Here is a 21,841-nt window from a genome sequence, read left to right on the forward strand (position 1 = left end):
AAAATCGCTTCGCAGTTTTCGCTGCGCGGTCTCGGGTTTTGGATCACGCCAAAGTAAAACGGGCGCCGCGAGGCGCCCGTCTGGTATCATTCGGCCGCGATTGCGGTCGGCGTTTCTTCTTCGTGCTGATGCTTTTCCTTGCGCTTGCCAAGACGACCGACGAAGTCGTTCAGACGGTTCATTTCGAGGAAGATGACCGGCGTGATGAACAGCGTCAGGATCTGCGAGACGACAAGGCCGCCGACGACGGCAATACCGAGCGGTTGGCGCAGTTCCGAGCTGGCGCCGCCACCGACGGCGATCGGCAGCGCGCCGAGCAGGGCGCAGAAGGTCGTCATCATGATCGGACGGAAACGGCGCACGCAGGCTTCATGGATCGCTTCCGCCGGCGATATGCCGGGGGTCGATCGAAGCGTTTCCAGCGCCACGTCGATCATCATGATCGCGTTTTTCTTGACGATACCGATCAGCATCAGCAAGCCGATGAGCGCGATGATCGACAGGTCGAAGCCGAAAACTTTCAGGGCAAGCAGGGCGCCGAGAGCGGCGGCCGGCAGGCCGGAAAGAATGGTCAGCGGATGGATGAAGCTCTCGTAGAGAACGCCGAGAACCACATAGATCGTCAGCACGGCGGCAAGGATCAGGTAAGGCGTGCTGCCCTGCGACTGCTGGAAGATCTGGGCGGTACCGCCGTAGGACGTGAAGACGTCCGCCGGCATGTTGAGATCCTTCTTGATCTGCTCGATCTGCGCCGTTGCGTCGCCGAGTGCTTCGCCGGCTGGCAGGTTGAAGGAAACAGTGGTCGAAACGAGCTGGCCGGTCTGGTTGATGGTGACGGGGCCGGTCGTGCGCTGGACATGGGCGAAGTTCGATAGGGGCACCAGGGCTCCGCTTGCGGAAGCAATCTGGATTTCCTGTAGCTTCTGGTCGTCCCAGGGCTTGCTGGTATCGAACTCGACAATCACGTCATAGCTGTCGCCGGTCGACTGGATCTGTGCCGCGGTATAACCGCCGAAGCCTTCTTCCAGCGACGTGCGCAACTGATTGTTGTTGATCCCGTATTGCGCTGCCTTTTCGGTATCGACGACGATATTGGCCTGCAATGCATTGTTCTGCTCGTCCGAGGCGACGTCCGTGAAGCGCGGGTCGCGGCGCATCGCATCCTCGATCTTATTGGCCCAGAGATTGGTCTGGTCGGCGCTGAGCGCCTGGACGACGAGCTGATACTGGCTGGCGGTCTGACGGCCACCGAAGCGGAGGCTTTGCTGGGGCGTGATATAGGCCTTCAGGCCGGCAATCTTGCTGATGCTGGCGCGCAGCTCCCGTAGGGTATTGTCCAGCGGCTCCCGCTGATCCTTTGCCTTCAGCTCGACATACATCGTGCCGTTATTAAGCGGCTGACGCGCATTGCCGCCGACGATCGACATGACGTGAGCGACGGCCGGATTCTGTTTTACGAGTGCTGCAGCCTGGTTCTGCAGGTCCTGCATCGCCGGATAGGAAATATCCTGGCGGGCCTGCGTCGAGATCGTCAGGCGGCCGATATCTTCCGTCGGGAAGAAGCTCGCCGGCAGGACCATGAAGAGGTATGCCGAGAGGGCAACCGAGCCGAGGAAGCTCAGGAGCACCGTGCCGCGGTGGCGAAGACACCAGGCGACGCCTTTGTCGTAGCCGCGCTGGGTCCAGTCGAAGCCGGCGTTGAAGAGACGCACCGGATAGGGGGGCTCTCCATGGCCCGCCGACAGGCGCGAGCTGAGCATGGGGGTGACGGTGAGCGATACGATCGCGGAAGACACGATGGCGATGGCGACGACCATGCCGAACTCGTTGAAGATACGGCCGACGACGCCGCCCATCAGCAGGATCGGAATGAACACGGCGATTAGCGAAATCGACATCGATATGATCGTGTAGCTGACTTCCGCCGAGCCCTTGAGCGCCGCCTGCAGCACCGGCATGCCCTCTTCGACATGTCGCAATATGTTCTCGAGCATGACGATGGCGTCGTCCACCACGAGACCGACCGCGAGTGTCAATCCGAGCAGCGAGATATTATCGATGCTGTATCCGAGAATATACATCATGCCGAAGGTCGCGATCAGCGACAGCGGCACGGCGAGGCCGGGTATGATCGTTGCCGTAACGTGACCGGTGAAGAGATAGATGACCAGCACGACGAGGCCGATCGTCAGCATCAGCGTGAATTTGACGTCTGAAATCGCGTCGCGGATCGGCTGAGCCGAATCGTTCATAACGGTCGTCTTCACCGAGGCCGGGATTTCCGCGTGTAGTTGCGGCAGTTTGGCGTTGATGGCGTCGACCACATCGACCGTATTGGCATCCGGCTGGCGCTGGATGGCAAGAATGATCGCCCGCTTGCCGTCATACCAGGAGCCGGCATTGGTATTTTCCACGCTGTCCTGAACGTCCGCGACATCGCTGAGATGGATCGGCGCGCCGTTCGGGTTGGCGATGACAAGCGAACGGAACTCCGCAGCATTGGTGCGCTGCGTATCGGAGTTGATGGTCATGCTCTGCGAATTGTTCTGCAGAGTGCCCACCGGAACCTGGCTGTTGGCGTTGACCAGCGCATTGTTGACAGTATCGATGCCGATGCTGCGGTCCTGCAGCTTGGCGGGATCGACTTCGACGCGCACGGCATAGGTTTGGGCGCCGAACACCGTCACTTCCGCCACGCCGGGAAGAGTGGACAGCGACGGCGAGATGATGTCTTCGGCGATTTCATCAAGCTTGCTGCGCGGCATCGTATCGCTCTGCACCGCCAGCAGCATGACCGGCGCATCGGCCGGGTTGGTCTTGCGATAGCTCGGCGGCACGGTCAGGTTATCGGGCAATTGCCGAGTCGCGTGCGAGATTGCCGCCTGAACGTCAGCCGCAGCCGCGTCGATATCGCGGTTCAGGTCGAATTGCAGCACGATGCTGGTGTTGCCGAGCGAGTTCGTCGAGGAGATTTCGCTGATGCCCGGGATGGTCTCGAACTGCTTGATCAGCGGCGTCGAAACCGAAGTCGCCATGGTCTGCGGCGAAGCACCTGTTAGCTGCGCAGTGACGTTGATGGTCGGAAAGTCGACCTGCGGCAAGGCGGCAACGGGCACGAGGCGATAGCCCGCCCAGCCTGCCATGACCACCCCCAAGGCCAGAAGCGTCGTCGCGACCGGCCGGCTGATGCAGAAGCTGGGGATCATTGCTGCGCTCCGACAGAAATCGTTTCGGTTTTCTGACCCGACTGATCGTCAGCCGAGGCGACTTTCTGCGGCGTGGCATCGCTGAATTGCTCGTTCACGCTCTGGCCATCGTTCAACTGCACCTGTCCCTCGGTCACGACATGGTCGCCCTCCGAAAGGCCCTTGGCGATCGCAGTGTACCCGCCGTTCTGGCGCGCGACGGTGACCGGCGTCATGTGCACCTTGTTGTCCTTGACGACAAAGGCAAAGAAGCCATCGGGGCCGGGGCTGATCGCAACCGTCGGCGTGACGAGAACAGGCTGGTTGTCGTTGAAGTGTACGACGATGTTGACCGACTGGCCGGGCCAGATGGCGCCGTTGGCATTGTTGAACTTCGCCTTGGCGAGGATCGTGCCGGATGCGGCATCGACCTGGTTGTCATAGAAGCTCATGGCGCCTTGGCGCGACTTGCCCTCAGCCGACCGGGGCACGGTGCTGACGGGAACGGTCCCGGCCTTCATCGCTTCCTCCAGTTCGCGCAAATGGCTCTCCTGCAGGTGGAACTTGACGTAGATCGGATCGTATTGGGCGATCGATACGATGGCCGTGCCGGGGCTCACATAAGCACCGACGCTGAGGGTGACATCGCCGAGACGGCCATCATAGGGCGCGCGGATTTCGGTGTGTTCGAGCAGCACCTGATCGGATGCGAGCTGTGCCTTGTCGCCATTGACCGTTGCGGCGGCCGTGTCGCGCGCCGCGACGGCCTGGTCTACCGTCTGCTGCGTGCCGGCTCCGTTGAGAAGGGTCTTGGCCCGCGTCAGGGCCGCTTCGGTTTCCGTGAGCGTCGCCTGGTCCTTGATAAGGTTTGCCTGGTCCTTATCGACGGAGGCCTGGGCCGTGCGCGGATCGAGCTTTGCGATCAGGTCGCCGGCCTTGATCATGGCGCCATCCTGAGCTTCAATCGAGGTGATGATACCGGATTCCTGCGCGGCAATCGTCGTCGTGTCCTGCGCATCAGCCCAGCCGGTGGCGGTTACGTCGTTGGGGAGCGTCGTTTTCGTGACTGCCACGGTCTTGACCACCTGGGGCGCGATCTGACGCTTGCCGTGGCCGCCGGCATCCGCTGCCTTGCTGCTATCCTCGGTCTTGGCGGATGCTTTGTCGACCAAAGCGGACATAAAGGGGATACGGTCACGGTAGCTCCAGACTGCAAGAGCTGCGACAACGAGAAGGCCGAGAGAGAGCCAAAATTTCTTCATATTTAAAAACCGGTCGAGGCGAGTTGCAGGAAAATGCGGTGACCTCGAGGCGGGTTTGTTGCAACGCACAAAAGACGCGTTCTGCCATCACCCATCACATCGCCGTTACCGCTAACGTTCGGTATTCTGTCCCTATAACGTGTATTGATGAACGCTAGTTCGCAGTAACCTACCACCTGTTCGACAGGGTGAAAAATTAACAGTTGGAAAGCTTTGCCGGTATGCTTTCGTTTGCAGTGCAATAAATGGCCGAAATGACTATTTTTTGATTGCCGTTCTGTAATAAAAGCGCGGCAATGCTGATCTTTTGCCCTTACCCACCCGGAAACGGGAGGGTTGAAGCCCAATATTAGCCTATCTGTTTCTCACGTAATTGTGTTCGGGCGGACCGCGCCTCCAAAGGCGAAGTCCCTCGTTCGCCGCTTTTGTCCTCAGAGCGAGCGCGCCGCGCCGCCGTCGCAGCGGATCATCGAACCCGTGACATAGCTTGCAGGTTCGCTGCAAAGAAAGGCGGCCGTCGCCGCGAATTCTTCGATCGAGCCGTAGCGGCCGGCGGGAATGCGTTGTTGCCGCTCGGCTTGGATGTCCTCCAGGTTTTTGCCGGTACGTTTGGCCGCTGCGCTGTCAAGGTCGGCCAGCCGGTCGGTGGCGATGCTGCCCGGCAACAGCATATTCACGGTAATGCCATGCGCCGCTACCTCTGCCCGCCAATGTCTTGCTCCAACCGGCAAGCGCGGGACGCAGCGTATTGGAAAGTGCCAGATTAGGGATCGGTTCGATGATGCCGGAGGAGGCAACGGTCAGGATGCGTCCCCAACCTTGTGCCTTCATGCCGGGAAGCAGCGCATTGGTCAGTGTGATGACCCGCGCCACCATCGATAGGAAATAGGTTTCCAGCCGGTCGGCGGTCATATCTTCCGACGTTCCCGGGGTTGGCCCGCCGGTATTGTTGACGAGGATGTCGAGGCCGCCGAGCTTGTCGGTCACGGCCTTGCTGACGGTCTCGACGAACATCTCGTCGTTGAGATCGGCCCAGATCCAATCGGCCCGACCTTTCCCTTCGGCGTTGATGGCCTTGCAATTGCTCTCCAGCCTCTCGCCGCTACGGCCGCAAAGCAGGACATTCGCCCCCTCGCGTGCCAGCGCCATGGCAATGCCGTGGCCAAGCCCCTTGGACGAAGCCAGAACCAGTGCCCGCTTTCCTTTGATGCCGAGATCCATCTTGTTCATCCTTTACGCTGACCGAATATTTCCATGGGTTTTATAGAATGCCGGGAACGCTTTTTGAAAGCCGATAAACGGCAAGCGAAAGCAGCTAGATATTGACGTTGACGTAAGGGGAATATAATTTCCGGGCCGGTTGTGCGAATTGGAGGATCGGCTGTCGCTTCCCGGCTCGACAATCCTCTCCCGTTTTGACAAGAGATAGCCGAAACGGGAAGACGTCCAAAAAGGGACAAGGCCGCGCGCCACCAATCGGAGCCTGGCCAATGGGAGACAGAGTGAATGACCGACGCTAGCGAGCTGCCAGAACGGGAAAGCATGGAATTCGACGTGGTGATCGTCGGAGCGGGGCCGGCTGGTCTTGCGGCGGCGATCCGTCTGAAGCAGGTCAATCCCGATCTGACCGTCGTCGTGCTCGAGAAGGGCGCGGAAGTCGGCGCCCATATCCTGTCGGGTGCCGTTGTCGATCCCATCGGCATCGACCGCCTGCTGCCCGGCTGGCGCCAAGAAGACGGCCATCCTTTCAAGACCAAGGTGACGGACGATCATTTCCTGGTGCTCGGACCGGCCGGCTCCGTCCGCCTGCCGAACGCGCTGATGCCGCCGCTGATGAACAATCACGGCAATTATATCGTCTCGCTCGGCAACGTCTGTCGCTGGCTCGCCGAAAAGGCGGAGGCCCTCGGTGTCGAGATCTATCCCGGCTTTGCCGCCACCGAAGTGCTTTACAATGACGAAGGTGCCGTCATCGGTGTTGCCACTGGCGACATGGGTATCGAAAAGAACGGCGAGCCCGGCCCGAACTATACCCGCGGCATGGCGCTGCTCGGCAAATACGTGCTGATCGGCGAAGGCGTGCGCGGTTCGCTTGCCAAGCAGCTCATTGCCAGGTTCAAGCTCGATGAGGGACGTGACGTACCGAAGTTCGGCATCGGCCTCAAGGAACTCTGGCAGGTTAAGCCCGAGCACCACAAACAGGGCCTGGTGCAGCACTCCTTCGGCTGGCCTTTGGGCATGAAGACCGGCGGCGGCTCGTTCCTCTATCACCTCGAAGACAATCTCGTCGCCGTCGGCTTCGTCGTGCACCTCAATTACAAGAACCCCTATCTCTATCCCTTCGAGGAATTCCAGCGCTTCAAGACGCACCCGGCGATCCGCTCCACCTTCGAGGGCGGCAAACGCCTCTCCTATGGGGCGCGCGCCATCACCGAAGGCGGTTACCAGTCGGTGCCGAAGCTTTCCTTCCCCGGCGGGGCGCTGATCGGCTGTTCGGCCGGTTTCGTCAACGTGCCGCGCATCAAGGGCAGCCACAATGCGGTGCTGTCGGGCATGCTGGCGGCCGACAAGATCGCCGCAGCAATTGCCGCCGGCCGCGCCAATGACGAGGTGATCGAGATCGAGAACGAATGGCGCCAGACGGATATCGGCCGCGACCTGAAGAAGGTCCGCAACGTCAAGCCGCTGTGGTCGAAGTTCGGCACGGCGATAGGCGTGGCGCTTGGCGGTCTCGACATGTGGACGAACACGCTGTTCGGCTTTTCCTTCTTCGGCACGCTGAAACACGGCAAGACCGATGCGCAGTCACTGGAGCCGGCCGCCCAGCACAAGCCGATCGCCTATCCAAAGCCGGATGGCGTTCTGACCTTCGATCGTCTCTCGTCGGTGTTCCTGTCGAACACCAATCATGAGGAAGACCAGCCGGTGCATCTCAAGGTCAAGGACATGGACCTGCAGAAGCGCTCGGAGCACGACATCTATGCCGGCCCGTCGACGCGCTACTGTCCGGCCGGCGTCTATGAATGGGTGGAAAAGGACGGCAAGGACATCTTCGTCATCAACGCCCAGAACTGCGTGCACTGCAAGACCTGCGACATCAAGGACCCCAACCAGAACATCAACTGGGTGCCGCCGCAGGGCGGCGAGGGGCCAGTCTATCCGAATATGTGATGACCATGGGAGAGATCGGGCGAGACGCATACGCAATCCGCCTCGCCCGCTCTGCTGACCTGGAGTGTATGGCGGAAATCGAGATCGATGCCTTCGCAACCCTCGGGCGTGCGCTCGGCAGGGAGGATGATGGCAGGACCGTGCCGCGCCAGAAGCTGGAGACGTCGCTCGATGCGAAGCTGCTGTTCGTGGCGGTGGACCATCTGGACCAACCCTTCGCCTTCGCCGCCGGGGCCGAGCTTTATGACACAGTCTATGTCATGGAGATCGACGTCATGCAGCGTTGGCAGCGAAAGGGCGTCGGGCGGCGCCTGATGCTGGGCATGATCGAGGCGGCGCGGATGCGGGGCGCATCAGGTGTCACACTGACGACAGATCGTTATGTGCCGTTCAACGCGCCGTTTTACACCTCGCTTGGATTTCGAGTGCTGGATGAGCCTGAGATGCCGGCGGGGCTTTTTGAGATTCTAAAATTCGAGATCGACCATGGCGGCGATCCCGAAAGGCGGGTCGCCATGGCGCTGTGGTTCTGAGCAGGGCTTTTCCGGCTACAACAACGCGGCAATCCTGAGATTTTCGGCAACGCGCTGTAGCCGCTTGTCGCGCGTCCAGAGATAGGTGCCAGGTGTCAATATTGCCGCCGCCGCCAGGTGAGCATCGACATAGCCAATGCCCATACCTTGTAATCTATTGCTCCGGATAAAATAAAGAACGTCATCATCTGGCGCCTTTGAAATCTGATACAACCGGCTCAGACTTCTCATAACAAGATCATATTGCCTCAGGTTTCCGAGGCTGATCTCACCGATCACGAAGGGATGGATGAGAACCTGTTTCTGCTCCAATAAAGACTGAAGTTTAGCGTCCAGCGAATGAAAATGATCGATCCAAATCGACGTATCGACCAAGATCATTCGACACCAAACCGACGACGAGGAGGGGCCGCAATATCTGGTTCCGTGCCGCCAAGGCGTATAAGCGTTCTGGCAGCTTCTCGCTCGATAAGCGCTTTCAACGCCTCGCGCACGATCGCTGAGGTCTCAGCCAATTCCGTGACTTCGCGCGCATCCGCGAGCAATTTGTCATCAATGGTTACTGTGGTCCGCATTAACATGCTCCTTTGTCATCAAAATTAGCATCAGATGATGCCGCTATCAACGCGGAAGGCTGCCCGAGGGCAGCCTTCAATTCATCGTCCTGATCGCCGTATTCACTTCCTCGACAAAACTCCCGTCGAAAGCGCGACGCCCATACCCGTGACAACCGCCGCTGCAATTTCAGCAGCACCGATCGGTTCGCCAAGCAGCAGCCCGCCGCCGAAGGTGGCGAGAACGGGCGTGATGGCGGTGAAGGCTGCAGCTTGTGTGCCGCCAAGAGCCTGGACGGCGAGACCGTAGGCGAGCGTGGCGGCGAGGCCGGAAAGCAGGCCCTGGCTGACGACCTGCAGGCCGATTTCCGGCAGCGGGATAGAGGCGAGCGAGCTGCCGAAGATCAGAGCCAGGCCGACATGAATAAGGAACGACCAGATGGCGATGATGGCGCTTGCCTGGATGGCGTTCAGGCCGGAGCGGCGGAACGCGTGGGTGTAGCCGGCCCAGAGCAAAGCGCCGAGCGGCAGAAGTGTGAAGCTGATCCAGGACATCTCCACGCCGGAAAGACTGCGCGCCAGGAGGATGACGACGCCGGCGACAATACCGCCGAGGCCGAGCCAGCGGGTGATGTCGGGCCGCTCGCGAAACAGCAACACGCCAATAAGCGCAGCCGCCAGCGGCATGGAGCCGCCAAGCAGAATACCGGCCGAAGCGGCGGGCGTGGAGTGGATTGCGAAGGTCGTCAACTGGAAGAAGAGCGCGCCGGCGCCGCAGACCATCAGTGCCAATAGCTTCAGCGACACGCCCTTGGGCAGCAGCCCGGTCCGCAGCCAGACGGGAGAAAGCACCAATGCCGGAATACCATAGCGGATCAGGCCGAGGTCGATCGTGCCCATCTGCGTTTCCGCGGTGTGGCGGGTGGCAAGAATCCAGTTGGCCCAGATCAAGACCGTAACGATGGCGCCTGCATAACCGATTGTGGCAGGCATCGTTTTGCGGGAGGAGAGTGTCAAAGCAGTCATCGACGTATCCTTTCGAACCGTCCGGATCATCATCCGGTTGAAGAAAAGATAGCGCCGAAAGCCGAGGCACGTCCTTGCTAGTTATGGCTCGTAGAACATGCTATGAGCAATAATTTGCCAATCTGGAATATAAAGCTTCGCAAAAATGCCAAAACTGGATAAATTTGATATTGCCATCCTCAACTGCCTGCAGGAGGATGCGCGCGCCACCAATGTCGAGATTGCCGAGCGCGTGAATCTCTCGCCATCACCCTGTTTGAGGCGCATTCGCAATCTGGAAAAATCGGGGCTGCTGCGCGGCTATCGCGCCGATATCGACCGCAAGGAGGCTGGCCTCGGGCTGACGGTTTTCGTCGAGCTCAAGGTTGGGCATCACTCCAAGGAAAATTCGGAGGCGCAGCAGGCAGCGCTGCTCGCTATTCCCGAAATCGTCTCCTGCCACTTGATTTCGGGAGCAGCGGATTTTCTGGCGGAAGTTGTCGTCGCGGATCTGGCCGCCTATGAGAAGGTGATGTCGGAAAAGCTTCTGACGCTCCCCGGCGTCTCCGACCTGCGCTCGAATTTCGCGATCCGCAGCATCAAGACCAACGGCGCCCTCAAGCTGCCGCAGCCGGATTGAAAATGAAAAGGGCCGTCGCCGGCCCTTTCGTAGTCAAGATTTTATTGTCCTCAAAGCATCGTGCCACTGAGGATCAGCAGTGCGACCGAGAAATAGATCACCAGCCCGGTGACGTCGACCAGCGTTGCGACGAATGGCGCCGATGCACTGGCCGGGTCGAGGCGCAGCTTCTGTAGCGCGAAGGGCAACATGGAGCCGGCCAGCGAACCGAACATGACGATGCCGATCAAGGCGGCGAACACGGTAACGCCGACCAACTGCCAGTGCGGGCCATAGTCGAAAAGACCGATGGTCTGCCAAAGCACGATGCGGGCGAAGCCGACGAGGCCCAGAATGGAGCCAAGCACGATGCCGGTCGGCAGTTCGCGTAAGGCGACACGCCACCAATCGGACAGCTTGAGTTCGCCGAGCGCCAATGCCCGGATGATCAGCGAGGTCGCCTGCGAGCCGGAATTGCCGCCCGAGCTCATGATCAGCGGGATGAACAGCGTCAGCACGACAGCCTTCTCCAACTCGCCTTCGAAATGCTGCATGGCGCTGGCCGTCAGCATTTCGCCGAGGAAGAGGGCGGCCAGCCAGCCGGCACGCTTGCGGATCATGCCCGCGAAGCTGATCTTCATATAGGGCTGACCGAGGGCTTCCATACCGCCGAATTTCTGTGCGGCTTCGGTCGTATCGGCGATCATCGTATCGATGACATCGTCGACCGTCACAATGCCGAGCATCAGGCCGTTTTCGTCGACGACCGGCAGAGCGAGCAGGTCGTGTCGGCGGATCAGCCGGGCGACATCCTCCTGCTTCATCAGCGCAGGCGCGGTGACCGGCGTACCCTTCTGTGCCACGGTCAGAATGCAGGCATCGGGCTGGCCGGTGATGAGACGGCGCAGCGTCACGACATGCAGCAGCACGTGGGTGTCGTCGTCGAGCACATAGATCGCATAGACCGTTTCGCGGGAGCGCTCGACCTGGCGCACGTGGTCGAGCGTCTGCGCAACCGTCCAGGTGGCGAACACGCTAACGAATTCCGTCGTCATGATGCCGCCGGCTGTGCGCGGCGGATAACCCATCAAGCCCTGGATTGCGACACGAACCGGCTCGTCAAGAGTGGCAAACAGCCGGGCGCGCGCGTCGCCGTCCAGTTCGAGAAGAATGTCGGCCACGCGGTCATTGGACATGCCGTGCAGCAGCCGTGCGGCATCCGCATTGGTCATGACCTCGAGAATGGCAGCGGCGTTGCGCAGTTCCGGCCGATCGAGAATGCGAACGGCCCGCTCCTCCGGCATCTTGACCAGAATGCGTGCGGCTTCGCTGGCCTCGAGCGCGTTCAGCGACTCAACGCGTTCTGCAATGGTAAGGGCGCGATTATTATTAATAAATGCACGAGCGGCATTGCCAGCCCGCATGGGGAAGCTGTTGATATTCATTATAGCTCGCCTTTCCGGTCGATCCGCCGTCGTGGCAGATCGTGGCGAGCCGACAGGAGTCGGTTACAGCACGAATGCCACTGACGGCAAAGGCAATCGACTACTACTGTCGCTAGGCATCGTAAGATGGCTCCGGTTAATCGGTATGGAAAACACGGGTTCCCCACACGGGAGAAGTCGCTCCGAAGAGCCGAAAAGTCAAGGGGCGCCGACGGCTAATGCCATAATGTCGCATGCAATTTTTCGTTTGGCGGCTAAAGGCTTGTGCGTTGCAGCAATCGCTATTGCAAAAATGTCAAAAAAGTAGACGGCCGGGTGGTGTGCACCCGGCCGATCGATGGGAATGAGTGGGTTCAGAAGCCGGCCAGAACGACCCTTGCTTTCCATGTCGCCTGTCTTAGGCGTTACGGCCGTTGCGCTCCAAAGCGACTGATATTCCGAAAACGATCAGACCGAAGACAGAAAGCACCGCGCCGACATAGCCTGTCGACGCTGCGGTGAAGCCCCAGGAGATCACCAGGCCGCCAAGCCAGGCGCCGAGCGCATTGGCGATGTTGAAGGCCGAATGGTTGGAGGCGGCGGCCAGCGTCTGCGCATCGGCCGCGACATCCATAAGACGTGTCTGCACCGCTGGGCAGGCGGCAAAACCGCAGCCGATGAGGAAGACGCAGAGGCAGAGCATCACCGGATTGGTAGCCGTCAGCGAAAACAGCGTCATGATGACGACGTTGAAGACCATCATGCCGCCGATCGTGCCCTTTAGCGACAGGTCGCCCAAGCGCGAGCCGACGACATTGCCGACATTCATGCCGATGCCGAAAAGCGCCAGCACGATCGGCACCATGCCCGTTCCCAAGCCGGCAACCTGCGTCGTCGTCGTCGCGACATAGCTGAAGATCGAGAACATGCCGCCGAAACCGACTGCGGCGATACCGAGCGTCAGCCACACCTGGATGCGGCGAAGGGCGCCTAGCTCGCGGGCGATGCTCGCGCCCTCCGCGACCTTGTCCTTGGGCAGGAACAGGGCAATAAGCAGCATGGTCACGAGGCCGACGCCGCCGACCATCATGAAGGCTGCCCGCCAGTTCAGAAGCTGGCCGAGGAAGGTGGCGATCGGCGTGCCGATCAGGGTGGCGATGGTGAGCCCGAGCATGACCTGACCGACGGCACGTACGCGGCGATGAACCGGTACCATCGAGGCGGCCACAAGCGCCGCAACGCCGAAATAGGCGCCATGCGGCAGGCCGGTGATGAAACGCAGAGCCGCGAAGCTTTCGAAGGTCGGCGCCAGGGCGCTGGAAATGTTGCCGGCAGCAAAGATCGCCATCATCAGCAGAAGCAGCGTGCGCCGCGCCATCTTGGCGGCAAGGACGGCGATGATCGGCGCGCCGACAACGACGCCGAGCGCATAGGCGCTGATGACGTGGCCTGCTTCCGGAGTCGTGACGCCGAATGTATCGGCGACCTCGGGCAGCAGGCCCATGATGACGAATTCGCCCGTGCCGATGCCGAAGCTTCCGACCGCAAGCGCCAGCGTCACAAGGGCGATCGCCGTGCGCGACGGGGCTTCGAGGCTGGATGGGGAATCGATGAGGTCGACGGCGATATCGCTCACGAAAACTCCTTGGCGGCGATGCAGAAAGTGCCGCGAAGCGGGCAACGGGCAGGGAAAACCGGGGTTCGGCCTCGGACACACGATGCGGAATGAAAAGACGGGAAAGACACGAACATGCCTCAATTAATACTATGAATCAGCGCGATACCGCTGTCGCGTGCATTTTTTGCAGCGCAGCATATCGCCCTGCGCATAAGTTCTGATGCGGTTATCGCGCGATCTGTAATCCGCATTGACTGCGGTAGCCGGGCCTGAAAATGCTTGAAATCGCCTTGGCCGAAACCATTTCTGGACTAACAGGTGCAGGGAGCAGATTTTTCTTGAGACAGATTCAACGAGAAAACCGGGAGCCTCGATGAAACTGATCGGCTTTTTCAATCGCGACGGCGGTACGTTCAAGACGACGGACATGGATGCCTACGAAATGAAGGCGGAGCAGGTTTTCCGGGATGCCGGCCACGATTTCGAAGGCCTGGTCGTGTCGGGCAGCGAAGTTGTTGCGGCCATGGAGCGCGCGGCGCGTCGCGACGATATCGACGGCATCGTCGCCGGCGGCGGCGACGGCACAATTTCCGCGGCCGCCGCCGTCGCTTGGAAAAACGGCGTCGCTCTCGGCGTCATTCCCGCCGGTACCATGAACCTCTTTGCGCGCTCGCTCCGACTGCCACTCGATATCTGGCAGGTATTGGACGTGCTGGCGACAGGCGAGGTCGATCAAGTGGATATCGGCAGCGCCAACAGCCGACCCTTCATTCACCAGTTTTCCGCCGGAATGCATGCGCGCATGGTGCGTTATCGCAACGCCTATACCTATCGTTCGCGTTTCGGCAAGATGACGGCCAGCATTCGCGCTGCCTTGGGTGTCGTCTTCAACCCGCCGGAATTCGATGTCGATTTCGAAGCCGAGGGCGTTCGCGAGCGCCGGCACGTGTCGGCGATTTCCGTGTCCAACAATCCTTTTGGCCCAAACACGCTGCTGTATGCCGACGACCTGCGCGGCGGCGAACTGGGCTTTTATACGGCGCGGCCATTGCGGCCGCTCGGCGTTGCACGGCTCGCCATCGATATGCTGCGGGGCAGGTTTCGCGAGAACGCCGACGTCATGGTCATGCATGCGCGCGAAGTGCACCTGCATTTCCCGAAGCTGCGCAACCGGGCGAATTGCGTCTTGGATGGCGAGCTGCGGCCGCTGGAACGCGACATCGCGCTCAAACTTCATGCCGGCGAGCTGAAGGTGATGGTCAAGCAGGGCACGGCCGCGCGGGTTGCCGACGAAGACTCGATCAGCCGTGCGGTCGTCTGAAATCCGTCAAAGGCGCGGCAGATACGTTCGGTAGTCGAAATCGGATACGGTGCGCAGGTAGCGGACCGCTTCCTTGTGCTTTGTATCGCCGTAGAGCTTCTGGTATCGCTCCCCGAAAATATCGGCGATGAAGGGGGATGCGCGAAAGCGCTCGACGGCGGTCAGAAAATCATGCGTCAGGCGCGGGGCATTGGCCGGCACATGGCTTGGCGTTGTCTCTTCGCCGGGGTCGAGTTCGTTCTGCAATCCAAGCAACATGCCCCCGAGGATTGCCGCCAGCATGAGATATGGATTGGCATCGGCGCCGGCGACGCGGTGCTCGACGCGGGCACCCGGCCCGTCCTTTTCGGGGATGCGGACCGCAGTTCCACGATGACCGTAGCCCCAGGTGAGGTCCACGGGCGCGAACGAGCCCGGCTGGAAGCGGCGATAGGAATTGGCATAGGGCGCAAAGACTAGTTGCGCATCCTGCAGGGTCTGCAGCAGACCGGCGCAGATCGATTTTAGCCGCAATGGCTCGCCGCCGGCCGCGTCGAGAATATTGCGGCCGTCTTCGTCGACGATGCTGGCGTGCACATGCAGCCCCGAGCCCGCGTGATCGGTATGGGGTTTCGCCATGCAGGTCGATTTGAGGCCATGTTTGCGCGCCGCCTGCTCAGCCAGTCGTTTCAAGGCGACGCAATCATCGGCGGCGGCGAGTGCGTCGGGGCGATGCAGCAGATTGACCTCGAACTGGCCGGGGCCGAATTCCGCCGTCGTCGCGTCTGCCGGCAGGCCCTGCGCTTTCGCATAGGCGCGCAGAGTTTCGAGATAATCGCCGAGCAGATCGACGGCATCCATATCGTAAAGCTGATAGCCGTTCGGCTCGCCACGATACAACAGTGCCGGCGGCGGCGAGGGGACGCCGCGCTCGCGCCAGTCGCCGGCGAGAAGATAGAATTCCAGTTCGGTCGCAACGACCGGCGTCAGGCCGAGTGCCTTATAGCGGTCGACAACGGCGGTAAGAATGGCGCGCGGGTCCTGAAAGCTCGGGCTGCCGTCGAGTTCATGCATCGTGGCCAGCACCTGCTTCGATCCCGGCGGCGCCCAGGGCATATCTGCAAGAGTGCGCGTATCGGCGACGCAGGTGCCATCGGGATCGCCGATCGTCAGCGACAGCCCGGTGAGGTCGTCATTGTCGTCGCCCCAGATGTCCAGGGATTGTGTCGAGGTTGGCAGGCGTACCGCACCGGACCAGACCTTCTTTTCGGCCGCCATCGGGATCTGCTTGCCGCGCAGCCGGCCGTTCATGTCCGAGATCAGCACCTCGATGCGCGCGTTACCTTCGGTTGCGTTGTCGGTCGCCATGCTCTTGTAAATCCCCAATGCTCACGGCATGGTCGTAAACGATCGAGGTCAGCCTTTCAATCCGACAGGGATTCTGCAAACGATGTCCGACACTTCCAGCCGTTCCAATCTCGCCGCCGTCGATGCCGCTCATCATCTCCATCCCTTCGCGGATATGAAGAAGTTGAATGCCGACGGCGCCCGGATCATCCAGCGCGGCGAGGGCGTCTATATCTTCGACAGCAACGGCAAGAAATATCTCGACGGCTTTGCCGGCCTCTGGTGCGTCAATATCGGCTATGGACGAACGGAAATCGCCGATGCCGCCATCCGCCAGATGAACGAGCTGCCCTATTACAACACCTTCTTCGGCACCACGACCACGCCGGCTACGCTTCTGTCCGAGAAGGTCTGCGCCCATGCCGGGCCGCATTTCAATCATGTCTTCTTCACCAATTCCGGCTCCGAAGCCAATGACACCTGGTTCCGCATGGCGCGCGTCTATTGGAGCGCGATGGGCAAGCCGACAAAGAAGACCGTTATCGCCCGCCGCAATGGCTATCACGGTTCCACCGTTGCCGGCGCCAGCATGGGCGGCATGAAATACATGCATGAACAGGGCGACCTGCCGATCCCCGGCGTCGTCCATATCGGCCAGCCCTATTGGTATGCCGAGGGCGGCGATCTCTCTCCAGAGGTGTTCGGCCTCAAGGCCGCTCGCGAGCTGGAAGAAAAGATCGATGAGCTGGGCGAGGACAATGTCGCCGCCTTCATCGCCGAGCCGGTCCAAGGGGCAGGCGGCGTCATCATTCCACCCTCGACCTATTGGCCGGAGATCGCCCGCATCTGCAAGGCGAGGAATATCCTGCTCGTCTGCGACGAGGTAATCTGCGGCTTCGGAAGGCTTGGTTCATGGTTCGGTTATCAGCATTTCGGCGTCGAGCCCGATCTCGCGCCGATCGCCAAGGGCCTGTCTTCCGGCTACCTGCCGATCGGCGGCGTGCTGGTCAGCGATCCCATCGCCGATGTCCTGATCAACCAGGTGGGCGAGTTCAACCACGGCTTCACCTATTCCGGCCATCCGGTCTGCGCCGCCGCTGCGCTGGAAAATCTAAGGATCATCGAGGACGAGGGGTTGGTCGAGCGCGTTCGCGACGACATCGGGCCCTATTTCGCCAAGGCGTGGGGCAGCCTGGCGGATCACGATATGGTCGGCGAAGCTGTCAGCATCGGGCTGATGGGCGCGCTGCAACTTGCCGCCGACAAATCCACGCGCCGTCGCTTCGAGAAGCCGGATGCGGTCGGCTCTGCCGTGCGCAATCATGCTTTGACCAACGGCCTTGTGCTGCGCGCGACAGCCGACCGAATGCTGGCCTCGCCGCCGCTGATCATCAGCCATGAGGAAGTGGATGCAATGGTGCGTATCACGCGGCTGGCGCTCGACGCGGTGTGGGCGGAAATGAAGCCGTAGAGCAATTCCAGGAAAAGTGCGCAGCGCTTTTCCGTCCGGAATGCGTAAAAACAAAGAGATAGAGCGGGAAAGCGATTCCGTGAAATGCTGAACCGCTCTAGTCAGCTCTTATCCGCTGGGGACGGCGGATCCCATTTGCCCGCCTTGTGCAAGGCTAACGTCAGCCCCGCGACGTGAATGCTCTGGATCATTTTGCCCTCCAGGGCCAGTCCGATGGCTTGCCGGATCGGAATGCGGATAAGCCGCGTGCGTTCCGTCGGATCGTCCGCGGGTTTCGTGGCGATTTCGACATTGCGGGCGAGCACGATATGGGAAAGGTTCGAGTGTGTGGCCGGATTGGGTGCAAGGGCGCCGACATACTCCCATTCGGAAGCAGAGAGGCCGGTTTCTTCCCGCAATTCGCGCGCAGCCGCCTCGATCGGGTTGGCATCGCTGGCATCCATTGCACCTCCCGGCACTTCCAATGATACGACGCCTAGAGCATGCCGATACTGTTGGAGCAGGTAGATATTATCCTCCGCATCGAGCGCCACCACCTCGACCCAATCGGGATATTCCAAGACGTAATAGGGCGCAATCTCCACGCCCTCCGCGGTGACACAGGCGTCGGCTCTGACTTTCAGCCATCGGTCGTGAAGCAGATGGGTGGAGCTTTTGACTTGCCACGGCGGAAGATCATCGGGATCGGGCAAGATGCTCGTGCGCGTATCGGTCTGGTCCATAAGCGGCTCCCGCATTGAAAATCAAAAGATGGGCGGTGATCCCCGCAGATCGGGTGATCGGCCCTTATTTCGGATAGATCCAGGAATAGGCGAAAGACGCCAGGTCGCCGGGTTTGCCGTGGATGTACTGCACGTCCGCGAGCTTGATGTCCGGCGTCGCATATTGGGCGCCAAGCGTATCGTGCAGCCAGTTTGCCAAGGGTGCCGGCACGCCGGCATCGTTCTTTCCCGGCCGCCAAACGACGAGGATCGGCTTGTCGGCGCTCCATTGATAGTCCGTCTTCAGATTTCCGAAGAACAGCGACATGGCCGGCACATCAGGCAGTTGCAAATGCAGATTGCCGGCGGGCAGCCAGTTGTCCGTCAGCACCAATCCCGGCTTTTTGCGTTCCGTCGCCACGGCCTGGCTCACAAAGGCGGGGTAGGGCGTGTTGTAGTGGTCATAGGAGCCGAACCACGTCGGGAAAATCACGCGGATCAACAGCAGCGCCGGGATGATCAGCATCATCGCCAGCGGTATATAGAAGAAGCGCTTGCCGAAATCCGACGCCTTGATGCCAGCCACTTCCATTTTCAGGCACAGATAGATCGGCAGCAGGAACAGGAAGGGCAGCAGCCAGCGGTCCCGCAGCGCCGTCATGCCGATGCCGACGATCAGGATCAGCACCAGCACGGCGATGGCAGCAAACAGGATCTCGAAAAAGAGGGTCCATTCGTTCGACCGCCCCAGATTCTTGAAGAGGCTCTTGCCGAAGACCAATGAATAGATGACGAGCGTCGGCGCGCAGATGACGACGACCAATTTCACGAATTCCAGCGGCCCCTTCACCAGCTTGGCAAAGGCGCTTTCCGGCGCATCCTGCTCCATGATCCCCAGGGTCCGTCCCGAGGCAAGGTCGAGATTGTGGATCAGCCAGAGCCCGTGCGGCAGGAAGATCAATAGGGAGATCAGCAGGGTCAGCAGAAATCGCTTATCGAAGAGGCGCGCGCGCCCCTGCGGATGCATCAGGACGGCAATGACTGCGGCGGCGGCAAGCAGGGCGAAATTATATTTCGACAGCATGCCGAGACCGAGCGCGATGCCGGTGAACACATAGGAGCCCAGGCTCGGCGCCTTCAGCGTGCGGATTGCACCATAGAGGAAGAGATTGATGGTCAGGAGCTGGGCGACCGTATGCGTCAGGTCGCGCTGCGCCTCCCAGAAGAGCTGCGGGATCGTCAGCAATGACAGCGTGGCGATCGCCGCGAAAACCTTATCGGACAACACCAGCTTCGCCAGCTTGTAGTAGCTGAAGAAGACCAGAAACAGCACGATGTTCTTGACGATGGAAATCGCCGCCAGCGACAGTCCGAAGACGGACACCACCAGCGCCTGCACCCAATTATAGAGCGGCGGCTGGGAATCGTAGCCGAGTGTCAGCCATTGTGAGAACAGCGCCTGCTGAGACTCGTCGTAGCGCATGCCATGCGGCATGGCGAGCCGCACCAGAAATTCCAGAGCGAAGTAACCGGCAAGCAGAAGGATGATGGTATCCGGTCGGCGGACCAGAAGCCTATGCATCCTGACTATCCCGATCGAATATCTTGCGAACGATGTAGTTCGGCGACAGGTCGTCGCGATAATAGATGCGCGCGATCATCTCGGCCAGGATGCCCGTGGTGATCATCTGCACCGACGACAGCAGGAGCACGACGCCGACCAGCAACAGCGGCCTGTTGCCGATATCGTCGCCGAAGATGAACTTGGCGATGAAGAGCCACAGCAGGATCAGGCCAGCGAGTGCCCCGAGGCCAAGGCCGAGAGAGCCGAAGAAATGCCCCGGCCGCGCCTTGTAGCGCATGAAGAACATCACGGACAGCAGGTCGAGGATAACGCGGAAGGTGCGCGAAATCCCGTATTTCGATGTGCCGTGCTGGCGCGCATGATGGGTAACGACCATTTCGCCGATACGCGAGCTCGGCACGACACCCGCGACCCAGGCCGGGATGAAGCGGTGCATCTCACCCATCAGCTTCACTTGCTTGATGATCGAGGCGCGGTAGATTTTCAGGCTGCAGCCATAGTCGTGCAATTTAACGCCGGTGATGCGGCCAATGAGGTAGTTGGCGCACCAGGAGGGAATCTTGCGCAGCAAAAGCCCGTCCTGGCGGTTCTTGCGCCAGCCGACGAGCAGGTCGAGCTGCCGCCGCTCCAATTCCTCGACCATCGCGGGGATATCCTTCGGATCGTTCTGCAGGTCGCCGTCCATGGTGGCGATCAGCCGGCCGGTGGCGGTGTCGATGCCGGCCTGCATTGCGGCAGTCTGGCCGAAATTGCGCTGAAGCTCGACGATGCGCAGCGTCAGTCCCTCGCGTCCGATCGAGCGGCGTGCACTGGCAAGCGTTGCATCGGTGCTGCCGTCGTCGATCAGGATCAGTTCCCAGGGCTTGGTGAAGCCCGCCATGGCGGAACAGATCCGCTCGATCAGCGGTCCGACGCTTTCTTCCTCGTTAAAGACGGGCACGACCAGCGAAAGCTCAATGGCACTTACCGTGTCGGTCAGGGGGCGGATCGACTCTGCCGTTGTCTGCAACTCTTCTTTCTCCTAAAAGACCGGCAGAACCGGCCGGACGGAACGAGCGACATGTCCGGCGTCAGCCTCCGCTCGCATTTGGTGCCTTAACTACATGAAGACTCCGATGGTTGCCAGCCGACAGAACTGGTTTATTCGCAACCGCATGACGCTGCTGACATTGGCCGTCGTCCTCGCCTATGCCGCCTTTATCGAGTGGTTCTGGGGCTGGAGTTCGATCCTGGCGCAATGGGGCAATGTGGGTGCCCTGCCCATTCTTCTGGCAATGGCGCTCCTGACCAGCACCTACTTCCTTCGCACCTGGCGCATCTACGATTATTTCCCGAAGGAGACCGGCGGTCATTTTACCGCACTCTTCCGTGTGACGCAGGTCCATAATCTCCTCAACATCATGATGCCCTTCCGCACCGGCGAAACCAGCTTTCCAGTGCTGATGCGCTCCGAATTCGGCATTCCGCTGGCGCGCGGCACCTCGGCGCTGCTCGTCATGCGGCTGCTCGACCTGCATGCGTTGCTTGCCGCAGCAGGTGTCGGCCTGGTGCTCGCTTCGCCCTATCATGCTCTCGCCTGGGTTCTATGGCTTGCTTTCCTGCTTGTACCGGTCGCCGTTTTTGTCCTGCGCCGCCCGCTGATCAAATTCGCCGGCAAGGCATTGCCGAAGAAGGCGCAGGGACTGGTGCATGAACTGGAACGCGGCCTGCCGGCTAATGGCACTGCCTTTGCCCGCGCCTGGCTGACAACGGTCGTCAATTGGCTGGTGAAGGTCGTGGTGCTCGCCTGGGCGCTCCGCCTGATGAATGTCACACCGCTGTCGGCGAGTTTCGGTGGTGCCGTAGGGGGCGAGCTTTCCTCTGTGCTGCCGGTGCATGCGCCCGGCGGTGTCGGCACCTATCCGGCCGGTATCACCGCCGGCGCGATCGCTTTCGGAGCTCCCGGACAAAAGGCCGCGCTCGACAATCTGGCCCAGGCAAGCATCAGCGCGCATCTCCTGATCGTCGTTTCGGCTCTGACCGGGACGGCACTCGCCTTGCTGATCTCAAGGAAGCGCCACGGATAG

Annotated in this window: 18 protein-coding genes and 1 pseudogene; 6 read left to right on the plus strand and 13 right to left on the minus strand. The window is 60.6% G+C overall.

Features of this window, described 5'->3' with window-relative positions; genetic code table 11:
• Window positions 1-86 precede the first annotated feature (86 nt).
• The 3 genes and pseudogenes from N2601_RS03535 to N2601_RS03545 all read right to left on the minus strand — a co-directional run bounded on the left by N2601_RS03535 (window position 87) and on the right by N2601_RS03545 (window position 5,668).
• A complete protein-coding gene (locus tag N2601_RS03535; RefSeq protein ID WP_104822463.1) occupies window positions 87-3,206 on the minus strand; it encodes an efflux RND transporter permease subunit in 3,120 nt (1,039 codons plus the stop codon).
• On the minus strand, window positions 3,203-4,447 hold the full coding sequence (locus tag N2601_RS03540) for an efflux RND transporter periplasmic adaptor subunit (RefSeq protein ID WP_104822464.1): 1,245 nt from the start codon (window positions 4,445-4,447) through the stop codon (window positions 3,203-3,205). The genes N2601_RS03535 and N2601_RS03540 overlap by 4 nt, the downstream gene beginning before the upstream one ends.
• 431 nt (window positions 4,448-4,878) lie before the next feature.
• Window positions 4,879-5,668 (minus strand): annotated as a pseudogene (locus tag N2601_RS03545) (SDR family oxidoreductase).
• A gap of 285 nt (window positions 5,669-5,953) precedes the next feature.
• On the opposite strand from N2601_RS03545, the gene N2601_RS03550 reads away from it, so the two are divergent.
• Both N2601_RS03550 and N2601_RS03555 read left to right on the plus strand, forming a co-directional pair.
• Window positions 5,954-7,618, plus strand: coding sequence for an electron transfer flavoprotein-ubiquinone oxidoreductase (locus N2601_RS03550; protein WP_104822465.1), 1,665 nt, complete (start codon window positions 5,954-5,956; stop codon window positions 7,616-7,618).
• Window positions 7,618-8,151 (plus strand): GNAT family N-acetyltransferase, encoded by a 534-nt coding sequence (locus N2601_RS03555; protein WP_311319438.1) that lies wholly within the window; start codon window positions 7,618-7,620, stop codon window positions 8,149-8,151. The genes N2601_RS03550 and N2601_RS03555 overlap by 1 nt, the downstream gene beginning before the upstream one ends.
• 15 nt (window positions 8,152-8,166) lie before the next feature.
• Here the strand turns inward: N2601_RS03555 and N2601_RS03560 are convergent, their stop codons facing one another.
• From N2601_RS03560 to N2601_RS03570, 3 genes are all read right to left on the minus strand, one after another.
• Window positions 8,167-8,532, minus strand: a complete 366-nt coding sequence (locus N2601_RS03560) for a type II toxin-antitoxin system VapC family toxin (RefSeq protein ID WP_104822466.1) — start codon at window positions 8,530-8,532, stop codon at window positions 8,167-8,169.
• The gene (locus tag N2601_RS03565; RefSeq protein ID WP_104822467.1) at window positions 8,529-8,726 is read right to left on the minus strand and encodes a type II toxin-antitoxin system VapB family antitoxin; all 198 of its coding nucleotides are present in this window, start codon (window positions 8,724-8,726) and stop codon (window positions 8,529-8,531) included. The genes N2601_RS03560 and N2601_RS03565 overlap by 4 nt, the downstream gene beginning before the upstream one ends.
• Window positions 8,727-8,828: 102 nt before the next feature.
• Entirely contained in the window at window positions 8,829-9,731 is a 903-nt protein-coding gene (locus tag N2601_RS03570) for a DMT family transporter (protein ID WP_104822468.1), read from the minus strand.
• A gap of 145 nt (window positions 9,732-9,876) precedes the next feature.
• Between N2601_RS03570 and N2601_RS03575 the strand changes: the two genes are divergently transcribed.
• Window positions 9,877-10,350: an Lrp/AsnC family transcriptional regulator gene (locus N2601_RS03575; protein WP_104822469.1), complete on the plus strand. Its 474-nt coding sequence runs from the start codon at window positions 9,877-9,879 to the stop codon at window positions 10,348-10,350.
• A gap of 50 nt (window positions 10,351-10,400) precedes the next feature.
• Here N2601_RS03575 and mgtE read toward each other — a convergent pair whose 3' ends face one another.
• The 3 genes from mgtE to N2601_RS03590 all read right to left on the minus strand — a co-directional run bounded on the left by mgtE (window position 10,401) and on the right by N2601_RS03590 (window position 13,389).
• Complete coding sequence (gene mgtE / locus N2601_RS03580) at window positions 10,401-11,774, minus strand: magnesium transporter (protein WP_104822470.1); 1,374 nt, start codon at window positions 11,772-11,774, stop codon at window positions 10,401-10,403.
• 198 nt (window positions 11,775-11,972) lie between these two features.
• Entirely contained in the window at window positions 11,973-12,161 is a 189-nt protein-coding gene (locus tag N2601_RS03585; RefSeq protein ID WP_158704428.1) for a hypothetical protein, read from the minus strand.
• A 10-nt stretch (window positions 12,162-12,171) separates the two neighbouring features.
• Window positions 12,172-13,389, minus strand: a complete 1,218-nt coding sequence (locus N2601_RS03590) for an MFS transporter (protein WP_104822471.1) — start codon at window positions 13,387-13,389, stop codon at window positions 12,172-12,174.
• Window positions 13,390-13,744: 355 nt separating this feature from the next.
• Here N2601_RS03590 and N2601_RS03595 point away from each other — a divergent pair, with 355 nt between their 5' ends.
• Window positions 13,745-14,692 carry a diacylglycerol/lipid kinase family protein gene (locus tag N2601_RS03595; RefSeq protein WP_104822472.1) on the plus strand — a complete coding sequence of 316 codons (948 nt, stop codon included), beginning with the start codon at window positions 13,745-13,747 and terminating at the stop codon, window positions 14,690-14,692.
• Window positions 14,693-14,698: 6 nt separating this feature from the next.
• Here the strand turns inward: N2601_RS03595 and N2601_RS03600 are convergent, their stop codons facing one another.
• Window positions 14,699-16,039, minus strand: a complete 1,341-nt coding sequence (locus N2601_RS03600) for a glutamine synthetase family protein (RefSeq protein ID WP_104822473.1) — start codon at window positions 16,037-16,039, stop codon at window positions 14,699-14,701.
• A gap of 82 nt (window positions 16,040-16,121) precedes the next feature.
• Here N2601_RS03600 and N2601_RS03605 point away from each other — a divergent pair, with 82 nt between their 5' ends.
• The gene (locus N2601_RS03605; RefSeq protein WP_104822474.1) at window positions 16,122-17,489 is read left to right on the plus strand and encodes an aspartate aminotransferase family protein; all 1,368 of its coding nucleotides are present in this window, start codon (window positions 16,122-16,124) and stop codon (window positions 17,487-17,489) included.
• A gap of 101 nt (window positions 17,490-17,590) precedes the next feature.
• Here the strand turns inward: N2601_RS03605 and N2601_RS03610 are convergent, their stop codons facing one another.
• The 3 genes from N2601_RS03610 to N2601_RS03620 form a co-directional block, all read right to left on the minus strand.
• Complete coding sequence (locus N2601_RS03610; protein ID WP_104822475.1) at window positions 17,591-18,211, minus strand: NUDIX hydrolase; 621 nt, start codon at window positions 18,209-18,211, stop codon at window positions 17,591-17,593.
• 64 nt (window positions 18,212-18,275) lie between these two features.
• Window positions 18,276-19,772, minus strand: coding sequence for a glycosyltransferase family 39 protein (locus N2601_RS03615; protein ID WP_104822476.1), 1,497 nt, complete (start codon window positions 19,770-19,772; stop codon window positions 18,276-18,278).
• Entirely contained in the window at window positions 19,765-20,784 is a 1,020-nt protein-coding gene (locus tag N2601_RS03620; protein WP_104822477.1) for a glycosyltransferase family 2 protein, read from the minus strand. Before N2601_RS03620 ends, N2601_RS03615 begins: the two co-directional genes overlap by 8 nt.
• 94 nt (window positions 20,785-20,878) lie before the next feature.
• Between N2601_RS03620 and N2601_RS03625 the strand changes: the two genes are divergently transcribed.
• Window positions 20,879-21,841: a lysylphosphatidylglycerol synthase domain-containing protein gene (locus tag N2601_RS03625; RefSeq protein ID WP_104822478.1), complete on the plus strand. Its 963-nt coding sequence runs from the start codon at window positions 20,879-20,881 to the stop codon at window positions 21,839-21,841.

Source organism: Rhizobium sp. CB3060 (assembly GCF_025200735.1).
GTDB lineage: Bacteria > Pseudomonadota > Alphaproteobacteria > Rhizobiales > Rhizobiaceae > Rhizobium.